We start from the raw sequence: 26,098 nt of genomic DNA on the forward strand, positions 1-26,098 counted from the left end.
CCACCACCTGAGTCTAGGTCTCCTGGCGGATGATCAAGTGCCGGATGACTTCGTCGGTGATCTTGAGGACCCTCTCCAGTTCCGCGGCGGCTTCGGCCTCACCGTCGAACTGCAGGACCACGTAGAACCCCTCGAAGAGACCTTTGACTTCGTATGCCAGGCGCCGCTTTCCCCACTTCTCGACCTTGGTCACGGTGGCGCCCTGGGCAGTCAACAGGTTCTGGAACTTCTCGATGACCGCGGTGGTCTTCTCTTCATCAAGCTCGGGTCGGATCACAAACATGACTTCGTATTTCCTCATGGCTCTTCACCTCCTCCCCCTGGACTTAACGGCCCCATACGGTGTGGTATGGAGCGGGGCAGCCATGCGGGTCTAATTATATCACCGGGCTTCGGCCAAACGCAAGAACGACGTGAAGAAGCTGGTTTTTCCGGGCGAGGCCGTCGACCCGCAGCCGCTGACGCGGGCATTTCCGCGACGCCGAATCACGAGTTGAACCTGAAGCAAAGGGTGTCGCCGTCCTTCACCTTGTACTCCCGTCCCTCGATCCTCAGGTAGCCGGCGTCGCGAGCGCCGGCCATGGAACCGGCCTTGGCCAGGTCCGACCAGTTCACCACCTCGGCGCGGATGAAGCCCTTCTCCATGGCCGAATGGACCTTTCCCGCGGCCGCGGGGGCCGGAGTGCCCTTGGGGACGGTCCAGGCATGCAGTTCGTTGTCGTTGACGGTGAAGAACGTCACCAGGTTCAGAAGATCGAAGCTCTTTTTGACCACGGCGGGCAGGGCGGAGCCGGCCCAGCCAAGCTCGTTCAGAAAGACCTGTTGGTCCTCCGGGCCGAGCTCGGCCACTTCTGCCTCCAGTTTGGCCGGCACGGCGACGGCCGGGTCGCGACGGCGCCCGGCATGGTCCAGGACGGCCTGGAGCAAGGGGTCCGCGGCAGGGTCATGGGCCTTCTCGGAAACGTTGACGGCAAAGAGCACGGGCTTGGCGGTGAGCAGGAAGAGCTCGCGGACGAGATCGCGGAGTCCGGGGTCGGCCGCTGCCCCCCGGGCGGAGAGGCCCCGCGCCAAGGCCTCGCGGATTCTCCGGAGGAGGGCGAGTTCGTCCAGGGGGCGCCGGTCGCCCGTCTTCAGCTTTCGCTCGGTCTTCTCCCGTCGCTTGTCGACGGTGTCCAGGTCGGCCAGGAGCAGCTCGGCGTCCACCGTCTCGATGTCCCTGACCGGATCGAGCACGGTGTCGACGTGGGGCACTTGGGGATCGTCGAAAGCCCGGACGACGTGAAGGATGGCGTCCACCTCGCGGATGTGGGCCAGGAACTGGTTCCCCAAGCCTTCTCCGTGGCTGGCCCCCTTGACCAACCCGGCGATGTCGACGAACTGAATCGCGGCTGGGACGACTTTCTTCGGGCGGGTGGCCCTGACGACGGCGGCGAGCCGTTCATCGGCGATCTCCATGACCCCCGTGTTCGGCTCGATGGTGCAGAACGGGTAAGGGGCAGTCTGGGCCCCGGCTCTGGTCAGGGCGTTGAAGAGAGTCGATTTGCCCGAGTTCGGCAACCCGACGAGTCCGCACTGGAAGGCCATGGTGATGACCACCTCCCACCCAGAAGTATAGCAGAAAGGCCGCCCGAAACATACTTGCGGGCGGCCTCGGGGGACCGGTGGGGGCCGTAGGGGCGGCGCCGTCGAGCGGGGGACAGTGGCACGGGGGCAGCGGAGCCAAGTCGGGTCATTGCCCGGCCGCCACCGATGGTCTCTTGGCTTGCTTTCCCTCATACATCCGCTCATCGGCGCGGGCCACCAGTTCGGCCGGCCGGGCTCCATCGTCCGGGAAGATGGCCACGCCGACCGTCACCCCGGGGAGCCTGAATTCTCGTTCCTGCAGGCTGATGGAACGGTCGGCGACGGTCGCCGCCAGGCGCTCGGCGGCCTGCCTGGCCTCGTTGGCGCCGGTCCTGGGGAGGATGACGGCAAACTCGTCCCCTCCATACCTGGCAACGGTGTCGGTCGCGCGAAAGCTCTCATCGAGTGCCCTGGCCAGCGCCACCAGGGCCTTGTCGCCTGCGAGGTGGCCGTAGACGTCGTTGATCAGCTTGAGGCTGTCGACGTCGATGAGGATTATCGCCAGAGGGGCCATGTCTTTGGCCGATCGTGAGATTTCCTCCTCCAGGCGTCGGTAGAAGTAGGAGTGGTTGTACGTTCCGGTGAGGCCGTCGTGGATGGCGGCGTGGGCTACCTGTTCGTGGTAGCGGGCCACCTCGATGGCGATGGAAATCTGCCCGGCCACCGCGCTGACCAGGTAAAGGTCTTCTCGGGAAAAGGCGTTCAGCGGCTCCGATTCAATGTCGAGGACACCGATGGTCCGCCCTTCGGCGACTAGCGGCACGGCCAGTTCGGAGAGCATCCGGCGGGCCGGGCTCGGGTAATAGCGGGGATCTGAGCGGACGTCGCCGACCACCTGGGGCAGGCCATGCTGGGCGACCCATCCGGTGAGCCCCTGCCCCTTGAGGATGTGGGGCCGCTCCGGCCCGGTCGGCAGCCCGACCGAGGCCTTGGCGACCAGGTCTCCGGTTTCCTCGTCGACCAAGAAGAGGGTATACAGGTTGGGCCCCATCGCGTCGTAGAGGATGCTGAGGATGCGGTGCATCAGATGGGACGGGTTCAGGAGGGACCTGGTCTCGAGGGAAATCTGGTAGAGAATCCCCAGTTCCTTCCCGTGGACCGGGAGGATCCGCCCGATGGTCGTCTCGGGCTTGGGTGGGCCAGCCTCCAGCGGGCCCCTGCCCCCGGGTCGCTCAAGGACGGCATAGGCCGGATCGCGCTCCTCTTGTAGACGTCTCAAGTGGGTCACGAGGTGATCCACTACCGTCGGGTCGAATTGGGTCCCCCGGCCGGCCTGAAGCCTGGTGATGGCCTCTTCCGGGCGGAGTCCCAGGCGGTACGGCCGGTCAGTGGTCATCGCGTCGAAGGAGTCGGCGACGGCAAGAATGCGCGAACCAAGCGGGATGGCCTCCCCGGAGATTCCGTCCGGGTACCCCCCACCGGCCCACCATTCATGGTGATGCTTGACCAGCGGGACGATCTCTCGAAACTGGGCCACTTGCTGCAGGATGTTGGCCCCCTTGACCGGATGTTCCATCACTTGCGCCCGTTCGAGGGGATCCAACGCGCCCTTCTTCTTGAGGACGGTATCCTCGAGCCCGATCTTCCCGATGTCGTGGAGGACGCCGGCGTATTCGATGGTCGGCAGGGTCTCCGCCGGCAGGTTCATCTCCCTGGCGATCATCAGGGCGTAATGGGAGACGCGGGACGAATGGGCTCGGGTGCGGTGGTCCCGGGCGTCGACCGCCTCAGCCAGGGTCTTGATGGCCGCCATGTAGAGGTCACGTTCGCGCTTGAAGACGGTCGCGTTATGGATGGCAATGGCCAGCTGTCTTGAGAGGGTACCGATGGCGTCGACCTCGTCCTCGATGAAGGCCCCCGGGGTCCTGGACTCAAGGTCCAGGACGCCGAGGACGTCGTCGCCGACCTTGAGAGGAAGGCACATGCGGGCCCTGGAGGCCAGGCCGGCCACCGAGGCTTGGACCGGGTCCTGACCGACATCATTGGCCACCAGGGGCTGTCCATTGCGGGCCACCCACCCGGCCATTCCTACATTGACGCTCTGGGTGAAGCCGTCCGGGACGTCCTTGGCCATCGTCCCGGCCTGGGCATAGAGTCTGAGTTCCTCACTTTCCCGGTCATGCAGGAAGACGGCGGAATAGTCGTGGCCCAGGTCCTTGGTGAGGAAGACGACGACCTCATTGAGCAAGGTCGGCAGGTCGAGAATGGCGGTGAGGTGATGGCTGGCGCGGCCGATGGCCGTCAACTCGCTGACCTTTCGTTCCAGCCGGCGGGTCAGCCGGCTCTCCTGGATGGCCGAGGCCAACTGTCCGGCGAGGCCTTTGACCAGCTGCTCGTGTTTCTCGCTGAATTCCGCCGGCCCGGAGTAGCCGATCAGCAGGGCGCCCAGCTGGTCTTCCCCGCTGCGCATGAGCCCGACGATGGCGCTTCTGACCCGGAACTGCCCCTGGAAGCAACGAGACAAGCCGGTAAGCTTGGCGGCGTCCTCGATGAAGACGACTTCGTCGGTCCCCGCCGAGCCGGCCAGGGTGGCGAAGTCTGCCGCGATCTCGGAGAGGGGTTCCACCCCGGTCACCTCGACCTCACCGCCGGTGCGGGTGGCCCGCATGATTGTCCTTGGCGTCCGGTGGCCGGGCTCGTGGACACAGACGGCCATGCCGTCGTATCCCAAGACCTTGACCATACAGTTGGCGGCGGCTGAGAAGATGGACCGGAGGTCGTCCCGTCTGGCCACCCTCTGGGCGACTTCAAGAAGGGCCGTCAAGACGTCGGCCTCTTCTCGGAGCTTCGTGTAGAAGCGAACGTTTTCGATCATCCCTGAGACCTGTCCGGCCATTCTTTCGGCGAAGTCCTGCTCAGCCGGGGTGAAGGGCTGCCTGTGATTCCGCGAAAGGCTGAGTGATCCGAGGAGCCTCCCGCGAAACCCCAGGGGGACGGTGAGGCTGAAGCAAGCGTCGGCCCCCCAGAGGGCCGCGGCCAATCCCTCATCGGCCGCGGTTTCCGGGGGCGGAACGCTCCGGAGGGTGACGTTCCAGGGCTGGGGCCCGGGCCCTTCCGGGCGCGCGCCGGCCAGCTCCAAACCGCCGGTAGCGGTCTCAAGGGCGAGGCACAAGTGATCGAGGGGGACCACCGTACTCAGCTCCGTAGCCAGCTGGGGTACGAATTCCCCGGGGGTGGTCGAGGTCGCGGCGGCGTGAAGGGTGCGGTTAAGAGCGGCGTTCTGTTCCGCCCGGGCACAGGCTTGTCGGCGTAGGGTCGCATTGTTGACGGCGACGGCCAGGTGGTCCACGATGGGGGTCAGGAAGCTGATGGTCGTTTCGTCGAAGGCGTTTGGCTTGGCGCTTCCCAGGTTGAAAGTGCCGAGGCAGGTGTCGCCGAAGATGAGGGGAAGGCAGAGAACGCACCTGAGGTCCGTCTCGAGGAGGGCGCGGTCCCCCACGAACTCATCGGGATTCGCTTGGAGATCCCGGGAAAGGACCGGGGCCTTGACTTCGACGGCTCGCCCAGTTCTGGTCCCTTCCAGAGAGCCGCCTCCGCGATCGGAGTGGGCCTGGTCGAGGCGGCCGATGAGGGCCAGCGGCTGGAACGTCTTCCCTTCTTGGTCAACGGTGGCCACGGAAAGCTGGTCGAAAGGGACGTGCTTCCCGATGGCCTTTCCCAAGGAACTAAGGACGCTATTGAGGTCGAGGCTGGAACTCAGGGCCAGCGCAGCTTCGCTGGCCGCCCGCAGACGGGCCTGCGCCTCCCGCTCCCAGGAGATGTCTCGGAGGGCGACCAGCCGGCCGGTGACTTCGCCGGCCCGCGCGTGCAGTGGGGTTGTGAAGACGCTGAGGGTCGCCCCGGCCGGCCTGACCAGTTCGACCTCTTCCTTCACCGTCCGGCCTGCCTTGGTGTATGCTCCGGTCAGGAGTCTTTCGACTTGGTGCGGATCGGCAGCCCGGCTTCTGAGAACTTCAAGGATGGGGCCAGGGGCCCTTTGCCCGATCAGTCCCTCGGGGTCGAGCCCGAGGAGGTCGGCGACTCGCTTGTTGGCAATCTGAATGATGTGCCGGGGGTCGGTCATGATGATTCCGGCATCGGACGATTCCAGAAGGGCTTCCAGCTTCTCGCCCCAGTCCCTGGCGTGGTCGTAGACGGTGACCTGGTCGATGACCTGGGCCGCTTCGTCCGCGAAGGCCCTGAGCTCGGGCAGCATTTCCGCGGCAAACGTCCCCGTATGGTCGCTGGCCAGGTCGATGACTCCCAAGACGTGGCCGTCCTTGACCAACGGGAGGCAAGCCTGAGACCGCAACCCAGCGGCCACGGATGGGGCTGAGAAGGGGTTCTTGGCGGCGTCATTGGCCATTCGGAGTCTTCCGTCGGCGACGGCCTGCGCGGCGAGTCGGCTCACCGGGGCCGCCACCCTCCGGACGTGCTTCCGGGCATTGCCGGAAGACCTGCCTGCCGTCAGGGCCAGGCATTCCTGGCCATGACCGGTAAGGTGGAGGGTCGCCCGCTCGACCGGGAAGGCGGCAAGCATGTCCTCCAGCAGCCGCCCGAGAACTTCGTCCAGGCCTATTGGGCCGGACCGGCGGCGGGTGGAGGGCTTGGCGCCCGGCTTTTCCGGCCGTGAAAGTCCTGGTTTCGTCCTTGGCATTGCTTTCTCCCTGCCCGAAAATTGAGTCATCCTTGGCTTAGAGAATATCGGCGTTTCGGCTGTTTCTATTGAGCCGACTGAACGCGGCGCCGGGGTGGGACGGGGCGTCGTGGTTCGTCGAGCAGCCGTCAACCGCCCTCTGGTTAGCCCGGGTCCAGCGGCCCGCGGTAGCATAAAGCCCCGCCGCGATTGGGCGGGGCCGAGCCATCAAGAGATTGGAGTCCGCCGCTGGGTCAGCCGGCGGGCTGAAGGTACCGCAAGCCTCCTTCGCCAAAAGGCCGTTCTTAGGACTTTGGCCGCCCGCCTTTGGGTCCGGGTCTCTTTCCACGAGCGCTCCCCGGGCGAGCACTCGGTCGAGGTCCGAAGGGGCCGGAGGGCCTCCCGGGGGGACGGCTGGCGGGTCGGCCGGGCGAGCGGCCCACGGGTCGACCGGCCGGGCCGCCGGAGGGTTGGCCAGGGGTACGACCGGGTGACCCAGGGGGTCCCGAGGGGCCTGTCCCGGCGGGCCGGCTGCTCAGCGAGGTGGCCGGGGCCGGGCGTGATCGGGGCACACGAGCCGAGCGGAGCGGGTTGAGCGGAAGCACACCGACGGGAGGGGGCCCGGATGGTCCGCGGACCGGAGGGACCTTCGTCCGGCGTGGCTTGGTCGGGGGCTTGACCAGGGTCGGCAGTGGGGGGGCGGTCCCAAGCGGGAAGTGGTCCTTGACCCCGTGCTCGAACTTGGCTCTGGGGATCATCACCCGGCGCCCACAGCCCACGCACTTGAGGCCGAAATCGATCCCCGTCCGGGTGATCTCCCAAAGGTCACTCCCGCAGGGGTGCTGCTTCTTCATCCGGACGGTATCACCGACCTGGTAGCGAACAAAGGCCTTGTTCATTGGCTCTTCCCCTCTTCCGGGCGGCCTTGGCCACCCTGACCCGGAGTTCCTGGACTTAGAAGGCCCGGGCTCGCTGGAGCGGTCATATTGATGCCGCGCGTGGCGAAGGTCCGGCGGACCGACAGTCGCAGCTCGCGCTCCACGCGCCACTGGGCGTTGGCGGATGTAGTGGCTTCGATTGTGTAGATGATGGCGCTCGGGCCGAAGGCCGTCAGTCCGAGCACCCCCGGGCCCGACTTGATTTCGGGGTTGCCCCCCTTGACCAGATCGACCGCCTCATTCAGGGCGGCCAGGACTCTCTCTGAGTCTTCACCGTAAGGGACAGGGACCTCGATAGAGGCCCTCCTCTCTCCCCGGGTGAGATTGGTGACCTTGTCGACCAGTCCGTTTGGAATGGTGTGCACTTGCCCACCGGGGTCGCGCAGTCGTGTGGTCCTGAGGCCGATCTCTTCGACCGTCCCGGTCAGGCCGGCGGTCCTTATCACCTCACCCACCGCGAACTCGTCCTCGAAAAGGATGAAGAATCCGGCGATGAAGTCCTTGACGAGGTTCTGGGCTCCGAAGCCGACGGCCAGGCCGATGAAGCCGGATAGGGCCAAGACCGAGGCCACTGGGACGTTGAAGAGACCAAGAACGGTCAAGAGGACGACGAAGTCAATGACGTAGCGAGAGACGCTCCTCAGGAGGGAGGCTAGGGTCCGCGCTCTTCTCTCATCGAGGTAGGCGCGACGGCGGCCCCGGTCGACGAGCAGGCGCCGGACCGAGAGGTTGCCCAGACGGATCAGGAGCCACCCGGCGGCGATGGCGATCACGGCCGCGAGCCCTCGCCGGAGGATAAGTGACACTTCGGGGTGTTGGTTGAGGTAAGTCAATGGCGCTCGGGCCTTTCTCGGTGAAGTCGGGGTCCGCTGAGGCCGTCACGGGGCCCGGCGCAAGGGCCGGCCCGGGCGTGGTTCGCGAAGGGCCCGGCGGGGCCGCGTCCCCGGGTGGTCATGGACGGGCGGACCAGGGACCGATGGTCATGAAGACCTGCAGGAACCAGCCGGACAGGCGTGAGGTTGTAAGGGCTTCAATCCAAGGCGTGTAGCCCGCCAGTCCAAGGAAGGGGACGGCGAGTCCAAGGATGATGGCCACGCCCAGACCGGCTAGACCCAGGCCGATCAATCCTCCGGCCAGGGCACTCAGGCCGTGGCCGGTGACCGCGGTCATGGCCCCGGCCAACAATGGGGTCAACAACCGGAAGACGAGGGCGACGATGATCAGGATCAGGAGAAAGGCCAACCCCCGGACAAGCGCCGTGCCCACGGTCAGACTTAGGGCCTGGGCGGCGGTCTCCGGGCGGGCCGCACTGGCCAACCCAGAACCGGCGGCTACCGTTCCAGCCAAGCGGTCGAGGTACGTGACAAGTGACGTGGAGAATGGCTCGGGCAGTCGGAGCAGACCGACCAAGCGTTCGACGTGCTCCGGGGCCAGTGACGGCGCCCTTAGCCGGAGGAGTTCCGGGGTCAGAGCGAGCCGCCGGGAAAAGAAGGCGGCCAGCTTCCCCACGAGGTGAAACTGACCGTCCAGGAGCTGGGCCACCTGGGTGTGGTAGGCCGCGGCCACGGCGATCGAGGCCACAAAGGCCAGGGCCCCGACGAGCAACCGGGCCAATCCCTTGGCCGCCCCGAGAATGAAGCCGAGCAGCAGCACTATGAGGATGCCCGCGTCAATAGGGTTCATTCCGCGTCCCCCTGCGCTTGGGCGGTATGAAAAGGAACAGGATGTAGACCCCGATGGCGGGGACGGCTGGAGAGACCTCCGTCCCGGTCAGCCGAAGGCCCAGAGCGATGACCCCCCAGGCGACCAGACCGAGTCCCAGGTAGGCCATGAGCTCACGAAGGAAATCTTCGTAGAAAACGATTTCCGCAAACCCGCTGAAGATGAGGTCCATCAAGTCCCCAAGCAGCTTGGCGGTCAAGAAGACGGCCAGGACGCGAAGGATTGAGGGGACTCTGGTCGGGGTGAGCAGGGCTGCCGCCAGCAGGACTCCCGCGGCGACAACGATGATGGACACTAGGCGGTGATGAGGGCGCACCGTTGGATCGACCTCTTTTCGTCGGGCGAACCGCGCCCACAATCAGCCGGGCGAGCCCCGGCGGGTGTCTTCTCGATGGGTCAGGGGTAAGGCGACAGGGGGTAAGCCGACACCCGGCCTCCGGCCAGCACCACTAGCTGGCCTTCGTTGGAGAGGATGGTGACTTGCCTGGGCCGATCGGGGAAAGCGATGGTTCGTCTGGCCCGCCCGGCGTCATCCAGCCAGTATAGTCGGTCCTCGCCGAGGACGACCAACCCACCGTCAGGGAGGACGGCCAGGTCGGTGGCTGGCCCGGCGAGTTGGCGCCTCCAGTTGACCTGGGCCTCCGGGGTAATCGACGTAACCAGTCCGTCCTGATTGACGACACCAAGGGCGCCCTTGGCTCCGAAGGCCGCTCCTTGGGGAGCCTGGACGGTCATGACTCGAGTCGTCCCGGCCTTGGGGTCGATCAGCCAGACATGACTGTTATCCAGGGCCGCCACGGGGCCATCGCCGCCCACGGCGAGTCGATAGAGGGGCTCCGAGCCGGTCTCGTATCTGCCCTGAACGGTTCCGTCGGGACTGACGATGGTCACCCACGCGCGGGGCTGGGGACCCGGGGAATAGGCCCCCACAGCGGCGGATCCGCCCGGGCCCTTCGCCATCGAGGTGACAACTCCTTCTGCCAAGTCCAGCCGCCAGCGGATGAGCCCGGCGGCGGTCACTGACAGGACCTGGCGTGGGGGTTCGCCGGGGTCCCGGGTGGCCGATATGAGCCCATCCCCGGTCCCTCCGAAAGAGACCTGAATTGCGGTGATCGGTGGGGCGCTGGGATCCCCGAGGGGTTGCCAAATGACGATCGCCCCCCGGATCAGACCGACGGCCGCCGGGTTGACCTTGACGGCGGTTGATCGCCCTTCGATGGAACCGCCAAAGGCAGCCTCGGGCACGGCCGCCTTTCGGACCTGAGCACCGGAAGCGTCGTAAGTGGTCAAGGTCGGGATGCCTTCGGGGCCAGGCGCAAAGACCGTGACCGCCTGGCCATCCCCGGTTATCATGGCGGTCGGTTCAACGGTTTGGGACCAGGTCGGCTCGATGGCCGCCGGTGGTGGAACCAGGCCGCGCCATGAGGGCAGGGCGAGGGGGTGTTGCAAAAGCGCCAGGAACGAGAAGAGAGACAGGCAGAATAGGCCCGCCCAGAGCGCGCCCGGCGGCCTTGCGGGTCGTGGGCGGGGTCTGGCGCCGACCGCAGGGGGCACGCTTGTCCCTCCTCGTAAGATGTTGTCCTGTATCATGTACTCTCTTGGGCCTCATCTTCCTGCTTTTATTCTTCTTATCGTGGTGGCAGCTAGAACCAGAAGGGCACCGGCCCCGGCGATGGGGTAGAGAAGACCGATGGCGCCGGAGAAGCCCAGCCGAGTCAGGGGGAAACAGACCAGGACCACCAAGATCGCCACCCGGTTGACTGGCCAGGGGCGATTCTTGGCCAACCGGGTACCAAGACCGTAGGCGTTGGCCGTCCCGGACATCACCATGGCCAGCCAGATGCCAATTGAAACGAGGGCCTCTCGGCCCGGCCACCGTTGGGCGACGGCATAGGCGGTGGGAATCTCCACGCCGGAGATCGCCGGCCAAAGGCTCAGGCTCAAGACGGTCGTGGCCAAGGCACAGGCGCCAAGGGCGAGACCTCCGACCACCGCGGCCAGGGCGGCTTCCCTTGGACTCTTGGTCCCTCTGGTCGCCGGCGGCAGGATGGAGAGCCCGACGACCAAATTGTAGCCGGCGTAGAACAACCCCATGAGCCACCACGGCGGGCTTAGTCGGATCGGGGCGGCCAGGAAAGAGGGTCGCCTGCCCGGGGGCCCGGGACGTCACGGTGGCGACCGCCAGGGCAACCTGACCGAAGAGGAGGCATGGCACAAGAACCCCGTTGAACCGGAGCAGGCCTCGGAGATCGGAAGCGAGGACCAGCACAATGGCCGCAGCGGTGCAGCCGGCACCGGCAGGATAGGCCCAGTTAAGCTGCTGTTTTGCCAGGGCCCCACCGCCGGCCAGCATGACCACCAGGGCGCTGGCCAGAGTCAGGGTGATGAGGGCGCTAATGGCTTTTCCTAACCGAGGCCCGCCCAGATGGGCGGCCAATTCGCGGTAGTCGAAAAGGCGCTCACTCGCGGCCAGGTAGGCGACGAGGCCGCCCAGGCCGGCAAAGACCACGGCGGCCAGGGTGGCGCCGAAGATTCCGCGCCCGCCGTAAACCGCGAAAAACTGGATTACTTCCCGCCCGGACACGAAACCGGCCCCGATAACGGCGCCCGTGTAGGCCACGGCGACCAGAAAGACTCGTGAGAGCCCACTGAGCACGGGTGGTATCCTCTCCGGGGCGCGGTGGCGAGGCCCCGGTAAGGCTTATGTCGGCTGGACGAATATCTTTCCGGGCCTTCCCATATACTTCTTACCAGCACTTGAGCTGGGGGGAAGGCGTTTGCTCGACCTTCGATACAGGGATCGTGCCCGACCGGAGCGGACCCAGGAGCACCGGGTCGATTCAACCGATCCGGTGGCCGTCGAGCGAGTGGCCTTCTTTCTGCGGGGCCTGTTGGCCGAACAGTTCCCTGGGGCCAGAGGATTTGTCGTCTTATGCATTGGAACCGACCGATCGACGGGGGATTGTCTCGGGCCGCTGATTGGCACGGAGTTGGCCGGGGTCGGGATCCCCGAGGTGACGGTCTGGGGAACCCTGGACCACCCGGTCCATGCCTCGAACCTCAACCAAACCCTGCGGCAGGTCGACCAGTTCAACGGGGATAGGCCGCTGATCGCCATCGACGCCTGTCTCGGCAGTCTCGACAGCGTCGGGATGATCGCCCTGGGGGTGGGTCCCCTGCGACCAGGCGCAGGGGTGAACAAGGCTCTTCCCGAGGTTGGAAATCTATACGTCACCGGTGTCGTCAACGTGGGCGGCTTCATGGAGTACTTTGTGCTCCAGAACACCCGTCTTAACCTGGTCTTCAAGATGGCCAGGGTGATTGCGGCCGGGCTCGCCACCGGCCTGACGGCCGCTATCCCGCTTGCCGCCGCACCGGCGGAGAGCTGGGCTGGGGAGAATTCAGCCAGACATCAGTAGAGCCAGGTCCCCGGGGGGCCTGGCTCTTTCGTCGCTTCATGCTGAATCAGGTAACGGCCGTCTGGCCGGTTGTGGCCCTAGCTCTGGCGACCGATCTTCTCGATGACAGAACGGACGATTTCCTCGGCGGTCCTGCCCTCAGCGTTAATCACGGGGCCCGGGACGACGATGTCCTGCCGGCCGAGGAAGTTGTCGTCGGTGCCGCTGACGACAACCGCTTGGGCGCGGGTCAGGTCACCCTCGGTGTCGATGACCTCATACCCTTGCCTCCTGAGGACCTCGGCGACGGGGGTCAGGGTCCCTTCCACCGCCACCACGCCCTTCATGGGCACACCCCCTAGTCTACGTCCTTAACTCGGGGTTAGGGTGTCCGGTCACGGGAACGCCTATGCCCGTCTCCAGGAGGTCGATCACCTCGGCGTCAGTCGTCTGGCCGAAGTCCCGGTAGAACTGGCCGACGGCATAGAAAGGCTCCGGGGTGGAGACGACCACCACCTTGTCGGCCTCTTCACGGAGCTTCAGGAGGACGTCTGGAGAAGCCACCGGCACCGCCAGGACGAGTCGCCGGGGCCTCTGGCGCCGAAGGTAACGGAGGGCGGCCAGGACGGTATAGCCCGTCGCCACGCCGTCATCGATCAGAATGACCACCCGGTCGGCTACCTCACGCGGTGGCTTGTTGCCCCGGTATAGCTGCGACCGCCGCTTGATCTCCTCGATCTCCCGGGCGGCCTCCCGCCGCAGGTATTCTTCGGTGACTCCGAGATAGGCGACCAACGTGTCATCGATGTAGAGAGTCCCGTCCTCGGCCACGGCTCCGATGGCCAATTCCTCATTGTGCGGCGCGGCTACTTTGCGGGGGACGACGACGTCCAAGGGCGCGGCCAGACGCCGGGCCACCGGCGCCGCAACGGCTACGCCACCCCGGGGAATGCCCAAGACCAGGGCCTCTTCCCCGGCAAAACCGAGCAGTCTTTGAGCGAGGCACTCGCCAGCTTCTCGGCGGTCGGCGAAAAGCGTACCGATCACCTCTTCCTGCCTGACAATGGGGCAGTGGCGGCCGCGAGGCGCGGCCGATCTCAATCACGTTTGGGAGCCGGCGACGTACAAGGCTTTGGGGATCAACTCGAAGGTCGCCGGGGTCCGGCCGATGACCTCTCCGTCGGCCTGAATCCACAAGGGAAGGGCGGATTCGACGTGCACACGTCTGACCCGGTAGGTCTTAACCTTGGGATGCGTTACATGGGTCCCGGAGAACACCCGGGGCAAGACGGCGAGGGTCTCGAGACGACCAAAGTCACCCCCCACGACTACGTCGAAGAGGCCGTCGTCGGGGATGGCTTCCGGGCAGATTTTCAGCCCGCCGCCGTAGTACTTTCCGTTGCCGACCGAGACCAATAAGCAGCGTTGCTCGATGGTTTGTTCGTCTAGGGTGACCTTAATGGGTACGGGAGTGAATCTGGGTAAGACTCGGAGAATCCCCAGGAGATAGGCGGCCACCCCGGTTGCGCGTATCCGGGTATTCACCTCGCCGGACACCTCAGCGTCGAACCCGACGCCAGCCACGTTTACATAGTAACGATCGTTGACCTTGCCCAGGTCTATGCACCTGACCGGCAGGCGCTCGATGGCCTGCCAGGCATCGATGGGCCGTCTTGGAAGGTTTATTGACTTGGCGAAGTCGTTTCCCGTGCCAGCCGGGATGACCCCGAGGGTGACCCTCGAACCGGCGAGCCCGTTGACGGTCTCATGGACGGTGCCGTCGCCTCCGAGGGCGACCACCCGCTCGAAGCCGTCAGTGACGGCCCTCCTGGCGATCTCCGTGGCGTGGCCTGGCCGTTGCGTCACCGTCCAATCGTATTCGCCGGTATCCCTGGGCAGTACCGTGCGGATTTCCTCCCAGACGCCGGCGGACCGACCGTGGGCGGCCACTAGGTTGACAATCACCAATGTTCTCAAGGCGCGTCGGTCCTCCCTAGTCTCTTCACGGGTGAACAAAAGTAACCCAACCTACCGGTTGGGTCAAGACCACGACCGCCAGCCCTAGACCGGTGACGGCTTGGGCTTGAGCGCCGGTTTCTCCTCGCCCGTCTTCATCTCGCTGGTGCCGCGGAAGATGGCCCCTTCCCCGATGATAAGGCCAGCTACCTTGATGTCCCCGTAGAGGCGACCGGTGGGAACCAGCTCGAGCTTCCCTTCGGCTTCGACGTTCCCCTTGACTTGGCCGGCAATGCTTATGTGGCGGGCGTGAATGACCGTCGCGACTACCATGCCGGTCTCTCCGACAATGAGATCGCCCTTGTGGTGGATCTCGCCCTCCACCTTGCCGTCGATCCTGAGCACTCCGCTGGAGTTCAAAACCCCTTTGAACTCTGTTTCCTTGCCGACGATGGTGTCAATTTTCTCCATGGCAATACCATCCCGCCCATCCTTTTTCCCGAACATCTTTGCCTCCCGTTTTCGTGCCCGTCCGTGGGCCCGGGCGGAGTCAAGGGCGCCCCCCTGGCGTCCCTACTGGATATAGGTCCGTGGGTTGACCGGCTTGCCGTTGATCCACACCTCGTAGTGCAGGTGGGGCCCCGTGCTTCGTCCGGAGCTACCGACGTAGGCAATGGTCTGCCCCTTGGTGATTCGATCACCCACGTTCACGACGATTTTTTGGGTGTGTCCGTACATGGTGCTGAAGCCATAGCCATGGTCGATGACCACGGCTCGCCCGAAGGCCCCCCTCCAACCGGCGAAGACGACCTTTCCATCGCCCGTGGCGATGATCGGGGTGCCGTAGGCCGCAGCGATGTCCAGCCCCGAGTGGTACTCAGTGCCGAAACCAAGGGGCGAGGAACGAAAACCGAAGCCAGAGGTAATCGACCCGTTGGTCGGGAATACCGACGGCCTGGCCGCTTGGTACAACTGGTTCTCGGTCAATTGCTTGCGGAGGTCCTCGAAACTCACCTGCCGGTTGGTCATGTCGGTGCGAACTGTGTCGAGGTCGGTCTGGAGGCCGGCCGCCCGGCTCAATAGGTCTCGACTGACCTGAGCTCCGCGGTCATCGCCGGGGAGGATGGAGGCAGTGGTGTAATCGGCTCCCCCTTGCCCGCCCCCGACCGTCGGCGTTTCCACTGTGCTTGGCTGGTACGGAGTTGAGAGTTGAACCCGGCTGAAGTCCCGACTGGTCTTGAGGATCTCGCGGATCTGCCGGTCAAGCTCGGACAGACTCTGCATGTTCGCTTTCAGCTGGTCGGTCTCGGTCATCAGGGCCTCCAGCTGCTGGCGCTGCTCCCGGTTGACCAGTCGAACCTGTCTCAACTCGGACATGTTGGCCTTCATGTCCTGATAGACGTTGGCGAAGATGAGCAACGACAAGCTGAGGACAATGAGAATGAAACTGGCTACCTGGAGGGTGGTCAGGTGGATGCTGAAGCTGTAGACAGACCGCTCTGAATGGGGAACAATCATGATGGTAAAAAGTTTCCGGCCGCCTTTTGCGGTCAAGCTTCTCACCACCCCCAGGGTTTAATCGGTCCATCCGGTAAAAAAAGAGTTTCGGCGGCCTACTGCCAATTCCTGCTTAATATGGGCTGATTTCCGCTCGTCTCAGGTGCCTGGCCGTTCCTGGCGTTGCGTCAACGCCTGGCGGACGGCATCCTTCTCCTCGCCGGTCAGCTGATAGGTTGATTGGCCATCCTTGATCGGCTTGGCGTAGATGCGAGACTCGTCCCGGCCGAACAGGCTTGACAGGACGACTCCGTCCCGATGGCCGTCAATGAGGGCGAAGGAGAAGCTCAGATCGCTGCCGACGCCCTCGAAGGCGTTGAACCTGACCATACCGATGCCTTGAAAGCAGCGCCCGAGGCTCTCCAGGATGTCCTGGCGGGAGCGACGGAGGTCGGCCAAGTCCGTCTCGCTGTGGGTGAGCCGTTGGTCGATCGAGGCGAACAGGGCCTGCAGGTCGCGGCCCTGGGCATCACTGTATAGCCTTCGATACAAGCGGGCGTTCGCGAGCAGCCGACGATAGGCGAGGATGAAGATGGCCAGGGCGGTCAGCGTGACTGCGATGGCCAGGGCCAGCGCTATGGTCACGGGAACAAGTCGAGCGATGACGGCTTGGGAATCGAGCATTGACAGGATCCTCCTAGTCTGTTGAGCGAGTGCGCGCCGGGGACGGACAGGGCATCGCTTCTATTCAACAGGCTGTGGGCTTATCCTGCCGGGCGGACTTAAAGCCGGGCATCTACCTCCTTTATCGGTTGTTCGGGGGCGTAGGTTTAGCGGGGCTTCGTTGACAGGCTGCCCAGGATGTACTACGATTTGCCTAGCGGTTGACAGGTGGTGGCTTAGTTGGAGGAGTCCTCCCTTCGGGAAATCCTCGAGCGTCTGCGGATCGGCTCCATCGGTGTGGATCAGGCGGTTGAGATCCTTCGGACCTTGCCGTACGAGGACCTCGAGTTCGCCAAGGTCGACCACCATAGACATCTTCGAACGGGATTCCCGGAGGTTGTCTTCTGTCAGGGAAAAACCATCCAGCAGGTTCTGGCCATCCTCGACCGGTTGGCTCGGGTCAACTCGCGGGTCATGGCCACCAGGGCCGGCCCGGAGCTCTATGAAGCGGCCAGGGCGCTTTGGCCGCATGCCGCTTATCGGGAGGCAGCCCGGGTTATCGTCCTGGAGAAACCCGGTGTCAAGACACCGAAGCGGGTAGGGCGCGTCGTGGTGGCTTCGGGGGGCACGGCCGACATCCCGGTGGCCGAAGAGGCTGCGGTCACGGCTGAAGTCATGGGCGCAGAGGTGGAGCGGGTCTATGACGTCGGAGTAGCCGGTCTGCACCGGCTGCTGGACAAGCGGAAAGTGCTGACTGCTGGCCGCGTGATAGTCGCCGTCGCCGGGATGGAGGGGGCCCTGGCGAGCGTGGTGGCCGGGTTGGTGGACAAGCCGGTCATCGCCGTCCCCACCAGCGTCGGGTATGGCGCCAGCTTCGGTGGCTTGGCGGCCCTCCTGGCCATGCTCAACAGCTGCGCCGCCGGGGTCGGCGTGGTCAACATCGACAACGGCTTCGGTGCAGGCTACCTGGCCGCTCAGATCAACCGCCTGGGAGGAGAGGTCATTTGAGGGCGGCGTACTTCGATTGCTTTCATGGGGCCGCGGGAGACATGCTGGTCGGGGCCCTCTTGGATGCCGGCCTGTCGCTCTCGGACCTTCGGGATGGTTTGGCGACCCTCAATCTTGGTGGCTACACCATTCAAGCAGAGAAGGTCGATCGAGGGGGCCTCGTCGGCACGCACTTTCGGGTGGCCGTGGTCGACCCCGACCCGCCCCACCGGCACCTCTCGGACATCCTTGAACTGCTTCATGGGAGCCGCCTGCCCGCGCGGGTGCGGGCTCAGTCGGAGGGGGTCTTCTCTCGTCTGGCAAAGGCCGAGGCGGCCGTCCACGGCGTCTCGGTTGAAGCCGTCCATTTCCATGAGGTCGGGGCGATCGACTCCATCATCGACGTAACCGGCGTGGTCCTCGGTCTTGAGCTCCTCGGGGTCGACCGGGTCTACGCCTCGGTGCTATCCGTGGGGCGAGGGACCGTGATGACTTCTCACGGGCTCCTGCCCGTTCCCGCCCCGGCCACGGCCAGGCTACTTGAGGGCTTTCCGATTCGCGAGGGACCTGGCGACGGCGAGCTCCTTACCCCTACCGCGGCGGCCTTGTTGACCCACCTCTCCATAGCCGTCGGGGCCTTGCCTGACCTGAGGGTCGAGGGCGTCGGGTACGGGGCGGGATCGCGCAACCCGGACACCCCGAACCTGGTTCGCGTAATGGTGGGACAGGTGGGTGAAGAGGGGAAAGACGTGGCAGGGCTGGAGCAGGACCGGGTGACCGTCCTCGAGGCGAACATCGATGATATGCCGGCCCTGGTGTTCAGCCACGTCTTTGAGCGCCTCTTCGAAGAGGGCGCCCTGGACGTCTACACCAGTCCCATCGGCATGAAGAAGTCCCGCCCTGGCGTCTTGCTAGGGGCCATTTGCCCCCCCGAGGTGGCCGGTCGGTTATCCCGCCTAATCCTGGTGGAGACGACCACCCTCGGCGTGCGGGCCCATGACTGCCGGCGGATGGTCGCACCGCGCAGGATGATCTCAGTCGACACGCCCTACGGTCCGGTGCGGGTGAAGGTGGGACTTTCCGGGGAGCAACCTCAGGTGTCACCTGAGTATGAAGATTGCCGAGCCCTGGCCAGATTCGCTCGACAACCGTTGAAGACGATCTACGATGAAGCCCATCGCGCGGCCCTCTCAGTCTTGGGCTTGCGTTGACGCGACTCGCCCGGTGACGGCTTGGGGCCGGGGTCGAGGGGGGCAACAGCGGTTCGGCCTGTGGGTTTTCCGCCGGGGATCGCAGGCTGGGAATACTGCGGGCGCTCAGCCTCCAACTTCCCTTTGGCCGTGAAAGAAGAGGTTTCGCAAGTTGTGGCGGCGGGCAGGGAGCCCGCCGCCTCGCCGCTTCTGTCGCCCGGCGTCGAAATGGGTCTGCAGTCGCCGAGTCTCGTTGGCCAGTGGGCTCTGACTGGTCATCGGTGCGTGTTGCCTGGGAGTCGAGCCAGCGGGGCAAGGGGCCTGGGGGGACCCGTCGCCTGTCAGACTGGGTCGAACGGGCGAGAAAGGGTGTCTGGGTCGAGTCTCTTGGCACCCTCCCGGAGTGACTGTCGTGTCTCCTGGCTGCCCCGATACGGCTGGCACTGGCGAGTTTGGGTTCGCGGTCCCGCCAAGCGCCACAAGGCAGTGGCAGCTAGCGGCCAGGGGCAAGAGTAGCCGCCAGCGCGTACTGGCGGCTACGAGTCTCTGGGGCTTCCATCCGGCACGGGCGATTGGCGAGTGGCTCTTGCCCTCCCTGGGGCCTGGTCGGCCGCGCTTGGGCCCGCGCTTCTCCTCTCCCTACGTGGTAAGCACCCGAGAGCGCACCCCTGGGGTCGTGCCGGATGTGCCTCGAGTCAGGACCATGTCGAGGATCCTCTCGAGGTCCTCCCGGCTATAGTAGTCGATCTCGATTCTCCCCCGCGCCTTTCCTCTTAACTGCTTGACCCTAACCTGGGTCCCAAAGGCTCGTTGAAGGTTCTCCTCGACCTCGACCATCATCGGCTCACGATGGCGAGTGCTGGCCTTCGGTTTATTCTCCTTGTCGGCAGCCAGCTTCTTCGCCAGCTCCTCGGCTTGGCGGACCGATAGCTCCTTGGCCACAATCGCCTTCGCCAGGCGGAGGCGCAGATCATCCAGCTCAAGTGAGAGGATCGCCCGAGCATGTCCGGCGGAGAGTGTTCCACGTGAAACATCGTCCTTCAACTCCGCCGGAAGGCTCAGAAGCCGCAGTGAGTTGGCCACCGCCGGCCGGCTCCGGCCTACCTTGTGGGCCACGTCCTCCTGAGTCAACGAGAACTCATCCATCAGTCGACGAAAAGCCTCCGCTTCTTCGAGCGGATTCAGGTCCTCGCGCTGCAGGTTCTCGACGAGGGCGATCTCCATGCTTTCCGCCTCGCCGAATTCGCTCACCACAACTGGAATCTCCCGCATCCCGGCCAGTTGCGCCGCCCGCCAACGCCGCTCCCCCGCCACCAGCTCGTACCCGTCGTTGACGGGCCTAACGAGAATCGGTTGCACGACACCGTGTTCCTTGATGGATTCCGAGAGCTCACGGAGCTTCTCTTGGTCCATCACCCGCCGCGGTTGGTATCGATTGGGCTTTATCCTGTCAATTTGAAGCCGAGACGCCTCCGAAGGGCCCTCGTCGCCCCCCGGCAACAGCGCCTCAAGCCCCCTGCCTAGCCCTCGTTGCTTGGGCATGCATCGCAACCTCCTTGGCGAGCTCGGTGTAGACCTCTGCGCCCTTGGATTTGGGGTCGTAGGTGATGATCGGCTTCCCATACCCGGGAGCCTCGCTCAGTCGGATGTTCCGCGGGATGATTGTCTGATAGACTTTCTCCCGAAAGAATCGCTTGACTTCCTCCGCCACCTGGTTGGAGAGGTTCGTCCGCGCATCGTACATCGTCAGTACCACCCCTTCAAGCTGTAGCCCCGCGTTCAGCTGATTTTGGATGAGGTGGATCGTGTTCATCAACTGGGTCAGCCCCTCCAGCGCATAGTACTCACACTGGATGGGGACCAGTACCGAGTCAGCTGCGGTTAGTGCATTAACGGTCAGCAGTCCAAGGGAAGGCGGGCAGTCGATGAGGACGAACTCGTAGTCGTCGCGCACATCGGCCAGCGCCTTCTTCAGCTTGGTCTCCCGGGACAGGGCCGGCACCAGTTCGACCTCTGCACCCGCCAGGTCAATGGTCGACGGCACCAGGTCCAGCCCGCCCACCACGGTCTTCACGACGACCTCGCGCATCGGGACATCGTCAATCAGCACCTGGTAGATACATTGGGTAATCTTCTTCTTGTCGACTCCCAGACCGCTCGTGGTATTCCCCTGCGGATCGCTGTCGATGAGCAGCACCCGGTGACCCAGTGCTCCTAAGGCCGCCCCAAGATTGACCGCGGTCGTGGTCTTCCCCACTCCGCCTTTCTGGTTGGCGATGGCGATAACTCTGCTCATCCAATCACCCCATCCATTCCTTGAACCCCCGTCGACGACCCCTTGCTGTCTGTCCAGAACTTCGTCACTGAAAAACCCAGTTCCTTCTCTTCTTACCAGATATGCGCCCAACCGCTTCCCCCGCCCTTGACGCGGCCCGCCCATCCTACGGTCTCCCCCCGGGCCGCCAAAGACCAGCCGGCACTGGACTCGGTTCCGCCTTCCTCGAACCTGGCACATGCAGTCAAACAAAAAAGCGGTGCACGGCGCACCGCTAGTTCGACCTTCGCACGGTAGGCGACCCTTAATCCAGGAATCCGCCACCGTTCTCGCTCTTGAAGACCCGCCGGGCCAACTTGTGGAATCCTCTAGCGTTGGCCATTTGGGCGTTCTCGACAATCATCGCGTTGGGAAATTCTGTCATCAGATACTGCCCCAGAGGCTGCCCGCCCCCGCCGGTGATCAGAATCCGGTCGAGATCGCGATAGTCCCACAGGGAATCGACCACCGTGATGAGCTTTGCAGCCACCCACTCGAGGGTTTCCTTCTTGAACTCGCTGAGGTCGTAACCCTTTCCGGCAATCCTGATCTCGCCCCGCTCGACGATTTCGTCCATCTCCCAGTTCTCTTTGTCAATGGCGAAGATCTCCCGGAGCTTGCCGGCAATGATCCCATAGGCGCTGGCCAGGCCAGTGGTAGTCGACGTGCTCAGCCGGTCGATGAACTCCATCCCGTCGGCCACGGCGAAATCGGCTGTCTTGAACCCGATGTCGATGATCCCCACCTTGGCCCGGCTGAGGTCCTGGTCAACAACGCGCCCGGTGTCATCGAGGGTCTGATCGTACAACGTCCCAAACGGCTGCGGAACCACCTTGACCTTGTCCACGTCCAGGACCAGATCGCGATCGCCATTGCCCTCATGCACCGTCAGCTCGTGCGCCCCCCGCAGGGCCTCCGCCAGCCCGTCCCGGTAACTCGCGTAGTAGTTGGTCGGGAGGCCGGTGACGACGTTGAACGATTGCTGCGGTTCCGAGGCGAAGACGCTCAACCCGGCAAGGAGCAACACCTTGACATTCTTGTCCTGAACGCGATTCGGATCCAGGGAGCGGGCGGCGATCTCACTCTGGCGAACGGCCAGCCTCCCCACGAAGTACCGTCGTCCACCAACGCTGACCATCAGGTTGTCCACCAATCGGCTTCGGTCGGTGAACTCAGACTGGTACGATAGCGGCTGGCCAAGCCCCACTACGCTTGGGAAGAGGCATTCCTTCTCCCCATCGGTGACCTTGACAAACCCGTACCCGAGGTCGATCCCGAGACCCTTCTTGCTCAAAGAACGCTCCACCTCCATGTGGTTTCCATTCCTTCCCGATCCGTGGTCAGGAATCGGAGCCTGCTTCAAAGACATAAAAACCCGCCTTTCTGGATGCCGAAAAGGCGGGTCTACCCCAATACCAACCCTCCTTCGGTAGCCCGGCCGTCCTAGCTCTCGCCTTAGACCCGTGGCTTTGCGTCCCTGCCTTTCGACAGGTTTGCCTTTATCGGGACGGATCTATATCCTTTTGCTGTGCCCTTCCTAATTCACCATAATTCGCCAAACTCCTGCTTGTCAAGAAGAATTTTTTACTTCCGGAGCTTCCCCGACGCCGACCCGGCCTGCTCCCTCGGGATGCGCACGGTCACCTCGATGAACTCCCCCCGGTCGGCTTCGCTCATCTGCGCCCTGACCCCCGCATCACGCAGGGTCTTTACCGCCTGGCGGAAGGTGTTCAGGAAAATGCGGACATCCTTGAATACCCTCAGCACCCTTTGACCCTTCCCTCCCGCGGTCTCTATTTCGCGGGAAATTTGCTCGAGGGTCTCCGCCACCAACTCCTCCGTCCGCCGAACTGAGAGGCCCTCCTGGGCGATGCGCTGGGCTATCTTCCCGGCCAGTCTGCCATCTTCCAGGCGGAGCAGGGCCCGGGCGTGGGTCTCGCTTAGCCGGCCCCCCCGGACCATCTCCTGCACGGGCGGGTCGAGCTTCAACAGCCTTAGCTTGTTGGCAATGGCCGGTTGGCTGCGACCAAGCCGTTGGCCCAACTCCTCTTGGGTCAGCCCGTGTTCCTCGATGAGCCGCTTATACCCGACCGCCTCTTCCAGGCAGTTCAGGTCCTCGCGCTGAAGGTTCTCGACCAGACTCAGGATGGCCTGGTCGATCCCACCCATACTACGAACGATGACCGGCACTCGCTCGAGTCCGGCCATCTTAGCTGCCCTAAGGCGCCTTTCCCCGGCGACGAGCTCGTAGCCTCCGTCAGACAACTGCCTGACCACCAGGGGCTGAAGGACGCCATGCTCTCGCAGGGAGGCCGACAGCTCAGACAGCTTCGCCGGGTCAAACTGCTTCCGCGGTTGGTACGGGTTTATCTTGATTCGGTCCAAAGCAACGTCGATTACCACGGTGCCGCCTTCCGGCCTGGCTCTTGCGGCCTCGTCCCCTGGCATCCGGCCCACCCCTCCCTGGAGGTTGGCGTGACCCTCGCCGCCCCTCTCTTGTCTAATAAGCCATTTCGCCGCTCTCAGCGGGATTACCTCCCCGCGGTCTCCGACTCTCCCGTCCTTCCGGGTCCGGGCCTTCCGAGCGGCCGTTTCTGCGGAATCCCCGCCTTCCTGGGGTACTTCTCAGGCGTTCCTGCCTCCTTGGCCACGACCACCAGGGTCCGCGCCCCTCCGCCCCCTGGCAGAGACACCTTGACGGCTTTGGCCATCCGTCCCCCCACCGCCGTCAAAGCCAACGCGGCCTCGTCGGCCTCGGTCTCCCCCTCCGGGCCCTTCATTGCGACGAACCATCCGCCCACCCTGACCAAGGGCAGGCAAACCTCGGCCAGGGTGGCTAGGTGCCCGACGGCGCGGGCCACGGCCACATCAAAGGCTTCCCGATAGCGGGCCTGGCGGGCCACATCCTCTGCCCTGGCGCCGACGACCTCGACCCCATCCAGGCCGAGCCGGCGGGTCGTCGCCTCGAGGAAGACGGCTTTCTTCTGACTGGCTTCTATCAGCGTCATCCTCAGGTCGGCACGGCTGATGGTCAGGGGAATCCCGGGAAATCCGCCGCCGCTGCCGACGTCAACCACCCGAGCCCCGACCGGGAAGTCCAGGGCCAAAAGACAGGTGAGCGAATCGAGGAAATGTTTCACCAGCACCTCCTGATGCTCGGTGATCCGGGTCAGGTTGAATTCCTGGTTCGCCCCAAGGAGCAACCGCTCGAACCGCCCGAACTGCCTCTCCTGCTCCGGCGTCAAGGCGATCCCCAGGGCAGAGGCGATGGCCGCGAGTTGGTCATCGGTCTGAAGCATCGGGCGGACCTCCCTTGCGCCGTTCGGCTTCCAAATGGACCAGGAGCAGCGAGACATCGGCCGGTGAGACTCCGGAGATCCTCCCCGCCTGACCGACCGACTCCGGCCTGATTTGGCCCAGCTTCTGTCTGGCTTCGTTGGACAACCCATACACCCGCTCATACTCAAGGTACCGCGGAATGGTCCTGGCCTCAAGGTGCTTCATCCGCTCGACGTGGGCTTGTTGCTTAGCGATGTACCCCGCGTATTTGACCTGTACTTCGACCTCATCCCCGACCTCCCCCGGAAGATCCGGTCGGCCTCGATCAATCTCCTTCAAGGCCGGATAGTCCAGTTCGGGGCGGCGCAACAGGTCGGCCAGAGAAGTCGCCGCCCGAAGCTCGGCGCTCCCGTGCTTCCGAAGGAAGCCTTGGGTGGCCTGGTCGAGACGGACCCGTGTCGCCTCGAGCCGCTCAATCTCCTTCTCCGTGGCTTCCCTATTGGCCTCAAAGGCCGCGTACTGACGGTCGGAGACCAATCCCACCGCCCGGCCGATGGGGGTCAGACGAAGATCGGCGTTGTCATGGCGGAGCAGAAGGCGGTGTTCCGACCTGGCTGTGAGCATCCGATATGGCTCATCGGTCCCTTTTGTCACCAGATCGTCGATAAGCACGCCGATGTAGGCCTCAGACCGTTCCAGGACCAGCGGCGGCCGGCCCTGTAAGGTCAGGGCGGCGTTGATCCCGGCCATCAGTCCTTGGGCGGCCGCCTCTTCGTACCCCGAGGTACCATTGATCTGCCCAGCCGCGAACAGGCCCGGCACCGCCTTGACCTCCAGGCTCTTACGGAGCTGTGTCGGGACGAGATAGTCGTACTCGATGGCGTAGCCAGGCCGGATCATCTCGGCGTGTTCAAGCCCGCGGACCGTTCGCAGGGCCCGCAGTTGGACGTCTTCGGGAAGCGAGGTTGAGAACCCGAGGACGTACATCTCCCTCGTGTCCCGGCCCTCCGGTTCGATAAAGATTTGGTGCCGTGTCTTCTCGGCGAAACGGACCACTTTGTCCTCGATGGACGGGCAATAGCGTGGGCCGACGCCCTTAATCGCGCCGCTGTATAAGGGCGCGCGGTGGAGGTTGGCCCGAATGATGGCGTGGGTCTCCTCGTTGCTGTATGTCAGCCAACAGGGCAGCTGCGCCCGCTCCTCAGCGAGGCACCCGGTCATGGCGGAGAAACAATACGACCGCGAGGCACCCGGCTGCTCCTGCATGGCCCCGAAATCGATGGAATCGCGGTCGATTCGCGGCGGGGTACCGGTCTTGAACCGCCCCAGCCTCAGTCCCAGCCCTTCCAGGCTGGCGGTCAGTCCGCGCGACGAGAGCTGCCCGCCAGGTCCGGACTCATAGGACAGGTCGCCGATGATCACCCGGCTGTTGAGGTAGACCCCGGTCGTCAGGATGCAGGCTCTAGCCCCGTAGACCATGCCCGCGGTGGTCCTGACCCCGCTCCCCCGCCCGTCCTCGAGCACGACTTCTTCGACCATGGCCTGCTTGATCCGGAGGCCCGGCGTCCGCTCAAGCGTTTGCCGCATCTCGGCCTGATACGCCCGCTTGTCCGATTGGACCCGAAGGGCTTGCACGGCCGGCCCTTTCCCCGTGTTGAGCAGCCTGACCTGCAGCCTCGTCAGGTCCGCCGTCCGGCCCATCTCGCCACCGAGGGCATCGATCTCCCTCACGAGGTGCCCCTTGGCCGGCCCCCCGATGGCCGGGTTGCAGGGCATCAAGGCAATGTTCTCGAGGTTGATGGTCAGGATCAGGGTCTCCTGCCCGAGCCGGGCCGCAGCCAAAGCCGCCTCGCAGCCGGCGTGTCCGGCACCGACGACGATGACGTCATAATCGGCGACGCGGTACCCCAAACCGT

The 26,098-nt window shown here is 64.5% G+C and carries 24 protein-coding genes, 1 pseudogene and 1 riboswitch; of the genes and pseudogenes, 4 read left to right on the forward strand and 21 right to left on the reverse strand.

Translation table 11 applies throughout. The annotated features are described in order from the left end of the window. Window positions 1-13: 13 nt before the first annotated feature. The 9 genes and pseudogenes from rpsF to VGL40_02730 all read right to left on the reverse strand — a co-directional run bounded on the left by rpsF (window position 14) and on the right by VGL40_02730 (window position 10,986). Complete coding sequence (rpsF, locus tag VGL40_02690) at window positions 14-301, reverse strand: 30S ribosomal protein S6 (protein HEY3314176.1); 288 nt, start codon at window positions 299-301, stop codon at window positions 14-16. A 185-nt stretch (window positions 302-486) separates the two neighbouring features. Continuing rightward, window positions 487-1,584 (reverse strand): redox-regulated ATPase YchF, encoded by a 1,098-nt coding sequence (gene ychF / locus VGL40_02695; protein HEY3314177.1) that lies wholly within the window; start codon window positions 1,582-1,584, stop codon window positions 487-489. A gap of 145 nt (window positions 1,585-1,729) precedes the next feature. Then, on the reverse strand, window positions 1,730-6,433 hold the full coding sequence (locus VGL40_02700; GenBank protein ID HEY3314178.1) for a GAF domain-containing protein: 4,704 nt from the start codon (window positions 6,431-6,433) through the stop codon (window positions 1,730-1,732). Window positions 6,434-6,957: 524 nt separating this feature from the next. Beyond that, a pseudogene (locus tag VGL40_02705) lies at window positions 6,958-7,137 on the reverse strand (DUF951 domain-containing protein). Continuing rightward, window positions 7,134-8,009: a mechanosensitive ion channel family protein gene (locus VGL40_02710; GenBank protein HEY3314179.1), complete on the reverse strand. Its 876-nt coding sequence runs from the start codon at window positions 8,007-8,009 to the stop codon at window positions 7,134-7,136. The pseudogene VGL40_02705 and the gene VGL40_02710 overlap by 4 nt, the downstream one beginning before the upstream one ends. A gap of 118 nt (window positions 8,010-8,127) precedes the next feature. Beyond that, complete coding sequence (locus VGL40_02715) at window positions 8,128-8,859, reverse strand: hypothetical protein (GenBank protein HEY3314180.1); 732 nt, start codon at window positions 8,857-8,859, stop codon at window positions 8,128-8,130. Next, window positions 8,846-9,214 carry a hypothetical protein gene (locus VGL40_02720; protein ID HEY3314181.1) on the reverse strand — a complete coding sequence of 123 codons (369 nt, stop codon included), beginning with the start codon at window positions 9,212-9,214 and terminating at the stop codon, window positions 8,846-8,848. The genes VGL40_02715 and VGL40_02720 overlap by 14 nt, the downstream gene beginning before the upstream one ends. Before the next feature lie 80 nt (window positions 9,215-9,294). Then, window positions 9,295-10,188, reverse strand: coding sequence for a hypothetical protein (locus VGL40_02725; protein HEY3314182.1), 894 nt, complete (start codon window positions 10,186-10,188; stop codon window positions 9,295-9,297). Window positions 10,189-10,503: 315 nt separating this feature from the next. After that, window positions 10,504-10,986 (reverse strand): hypothetical protein, encoded by a 483-nt coding sequence (locus tag VGL40_02730; GenBank protein HEY3314183.1) that lies wholly within the window; start codon window positions 10,984-10,986, stop codon window positions 10,504-10,506. Window positions 10,987-11,323: 337 nt separating this feature from the next. Between VGL40_02730 and VGL40_02735 the strand changes: the two genes are divergently transcribed. Both VGL40_02735 and yyaC read left to right on the forward strand, forming a co-directional pair. Continuing rightward, window positions 11,324-11,539 carry a hypothetical protein gene (locus VGL40_02735; protein ID HEY3314184.1) on the forward strand — a complete coding sequence of 72 codons (216 nt, stop codon included), beginning with the start codon at window positions 11,324-11,326 and terminating at the stop codon, window positions 11,537-11,539. A gap of 136 nt (window positions 11,540-11,675) precedes the next feature. Beyond that, on the forward strand, window positions 11,676-12,317 hold the full coding sequence (yyaC, locus tag VGL40_02740; protein HEY3314185.1) for a spore protease YyaC: 642 nt from the start codon (window positions 11,676-11,678) through the stop codon (window positions 12,315-12,317). 77 nt (window positions 12,318-12,394) lie between these two features. On the opposite strand, the gene VGL40_02745 is transcribed toward yyaC, so the two are convergent. The 6 genes from VGL40_02745 to VGL40_02770 form a co-directional block, all read right to left on the reverse strand. Beyond that, window positions 12,395-12,643: a YkuS family protein gene (locus VGL40_02745; GenBank protein ID HEY3314186.1), complete on the reverse strand. Its 249-nt coding sequence runs from the start codon at window positions 12,641-12,643 to the stop codon at window positions 12,395-12,397. Between the two features lie 16 nt (window positions 12,644-12,659). Beyond that, a complete protein-coding gene (locus tag VGL40_02750; protein HEY3314187.1) occupies window positions 12,660-13,343 on the reverse strand; it encodes a phosphoribosyltransferase family protein in 684 nt (227 codons plus the stop codon). A 54-nt stretch (window positions 13,344-13,397) separates the two neighbouring features. Further along, window positions 13,398-14,273 carry a diacylglycerol kinase family protein gene (locus VGL40_02755; GenBank protein HEY3314188.1) on the reverse strand — a complete coding sequence of 292 codons (876 nt, stop codon included), beginning with the start codon at window positions 14,271-14,273 and terminating at the stop codon, window positions 13,398-13,400. An 84-nt stretch (window positions 14,274-14,357) separates the two neighbouring features. Continuing rightward, window positions 14,358-14,759 carry a polymer-forming cytoskeletal protein gene (locus tag VGL40_02760; GenBank protein HEY3314189.1) on the reverse strand — a complete coding sequence of 134 codons (402 nt, stop codon included), beginning with the start codon at window positions 14,757-14,759 and terminating at the stop codon, window positions 14,358-14,360. Between the two features lie 66 nt (window positions 14,760-14,825). Next, complete coding sequence (locus VGL40_02765) at window positions 14,826-15,806, reverse strand: M23 family metallopeptidase (GenBank protein ID HEY3314190.1); 981 nt, start codon at window positions 15,804-15,806, stop codon at window positions 14,826-14,828. Between the two features lie 102 nt (window positions 15,807-15,908). Next, window positions 15,909-16,433 (reverse strand): DUF4446 family protein, encoded by a 525-nt coding sequence (locus VGL40_02770; GenBank protein HEY3314191.1) that lies wholly within the window; start codon window positions 16,431-16,433, stop codon window positions 15,909-15,911. Window positions 16,434-16,652: 219 nt separating this feature from the next. Between VGL40_02770 and larB the strand changes: the two genes are divergently transcribed. Next, window positions 16,653-17,420 (forward strand): nickel pincer cofactor biosynthesis protein LarB, encoded by a 768-nt coding sequence (gene larB, locus VGL40_02775; protein HEY3314192.1) that lies wholly within the window; start codon window positions 16,653-16,655, stop codon window positions 17,418-17,420. Next, entirely contained in the window at window positions 17,417-18,610 is a 1,194-nt protein-coding gene (gene larC, locus VGL40_02780; GenBank protein ID HEY3314193.1) for a nickel pincer cofactor biosynthesis protein LarC, read from the forward strand. The genes larB and larC overlap by 4 nt, the downstream gene beginning before the upstream one ends. Before the next feature lie 618 nt (window positions 18,611-19,228). Here the strand turns inward: larC and VGL40_02785 are convergent. From VGL40_02785 to mnmG, 6 genes are all read right to left on the reverse strand, one after another. Further along, window positions 19,229-20,131 (reverse strand): ParB/RepB/Spo0J family partition protein, encoded by a 903-nt coding sequence (locus VGL40_02785; protein ID HEY3314194.1) that lies wholly within the window; start codon window positions 20,129-20,131, stop codon window positions 19,229-19,231. Continuing rightward, a complete protein-coding gene (locus tag VGL40_02790) occupies window positions 20,097-20,885 on the reverse strand; it encodes an AAA family ATPase (GenBank protein ID HEY3314195.1) in 789 nt (262 codons plus the stop codon). The genes VGL40_02785 and VGL40_02790 overlap by 35 nt, the downstream gene beginning before the upstream one ends. Before the next feature lie 283 nt (window positions 20,886-21,168). Then, window positions 21,169-22,197, reverse strand: a complete 1,029-nt coding sequence (locus VGL40_02795; GenBank protein HEY3314196.1) for a ParM/StbA family protein — start codon at window positions 22,195-22,197, stop codon at window positions 21,169-21,171. Between the two features lie 131 nt (window positions 22,198-22,328). After that, a riboswitch (cyclic di-GMP riboswitch) is annotated at window positions 22,329-22,411 on the reverse strand. A 76-nt stretch (window positions 22,412-22,487) separates the two neighbouring features. Further along, complete coding sequence (locus tag VGL40_02800; protein ID HEY3314197.1) at window positions 22,488-23,351, reverse strand: ParB/RepB/Spo0J family partition protein; 864 nt, start codon at window positions 23,349-23,351, stop codon at window positions 22,488-22,490. A gap of 83 nt (window positions 23,352-23,434) precedes the next feature. Continuing rightward, entirely contained in the window at window positions 23,435-24,202 is a 768-nt protein-coding gene (gene rsmG / locus VGL40_02805) for a 16S rRNA (guanine(527)-N(7))-methyltransferase RsmG (GenBank protein HEY3314198.1), read from the reverse strand. Continuing rightward, window positions 24,186-26,093 (reverse strand): tRNA uridine-5-carboxymethylaminomethyl(34) synthesis enzyme MnmG, encoded by a 1,908-nt coding sequence (gene mnmG, locus VGL40_02810; GenBank protein HEY3314199.1) that lies wholly within the window; start codon window positions 26,091-26,093, stop codon window positions 24,186-24,188. The genes rsmG and mnmG overlap by 17 nt, the downstream gene beginning before the upstream one ends. Between the last annotated feature and the right edge of the window lie 5 nt (window positions 26,094-26,098).

This window comes from Bacillota bacterium (assembly GCA_036504675.1).
In the GTDB taxonomy this organism is placed as follows: Bacteria; Bacillota; Sulfobacillia; order JAJYWN01; family JAJZPE01; genus DASXUT01.

What these genes read in the sequence shown, in the direction of transcription:
- rpsF (HEY3314176.1), bottom strand. Translation starts at nt 301, where the DNA reads ATGAGGAAATACGAAGTCATGTTTGTGATCCGACCCGAGCTTGATGAA.
- ychF (HEY3314177.1), bottom strand. Translation starts at nt 1,584, where the DNA reads ATGGCCTTCCAGTGCGGACTCGTCGGGTTGCCGAACTCGGGCAAATCG.
- VGL40_02700 (HEY3314178.1), bottom strand. Translation starts at nt 6,433, where the DNA reads ATGCTACCGCGGGCCGCTGGACCCGGGCTAACCAGAGGGCGGTTGACG.
- VGL40_02715 (HEY3314180.1), bottom strand. Translation starts at nt 8,859, where the DNA reads ATGAACCCTATTGACGCGGGCATCCTCATAGTGCTGCTGCTCGGCTTC.
- VGL40_02735 (HEY3314184.1), top strand. Translation starts at nt 11,324, where the DNA reads ATGGGCGGCCAATTCGCGGTAGTCGAAAAGGCGCTCACTCGCGGCCAG.
- VGL40_02745 (HEY3314186.1), bottom strand. Translation starts at nt 12,643, where the DNA reads ATGAAGGGCGTGGTGGCGGTGGAAGGGACCCTGACCCCCGTCGCCGAG.
- VGL40_02760 (HEY3314189.1), bottom strand. Translation starts at nt 14,759, where the DNA reads ATGTTCGGGAAAAAGGATGGGCGGGATGGTATTGCCATGGAGAAAATT.
- VGL40_02770 (HEY3314191.1), bottom strand. Translation starts at nt 16,433, where the DNA reads ATGCTCGATTCCCAAGCCGTCATCGCTCGACTTGTTCCCGTGACCATA.
- VGL40_02785 (HEY3314194.1), bottom strand. Translation starts at nt 20,131, where the DNA reads ATGCCCAAGCAACGAGGGCTAGGCAGGGGGCTTGAGGCGCTGTTGCCG.
- VGL40_02790 (HEY3314195.1), bottom strand. Translation starts at nt 20,885, where the DNA reads ATGAGCAGAGTTATCGCCATCGCCAACCAGAAAGGCGGAGTGGGGAAG.
- VGL40_02800 (HEY3314197.1), bottom strand. Translation starts at nt 23,351, where the DNA reads ATGCCAGGGGACGAGGCCGCAAGAGCCAGGCCGGAAGGCGGCACCGTG.
- rsmG (HEY3314198.1), bottom strand. Translation starts at nt 24,202, where the DNA reads ATGCTTCAGACCGATGACCAACTCGCGGCCATCGCCTCTGCCCTGGGG.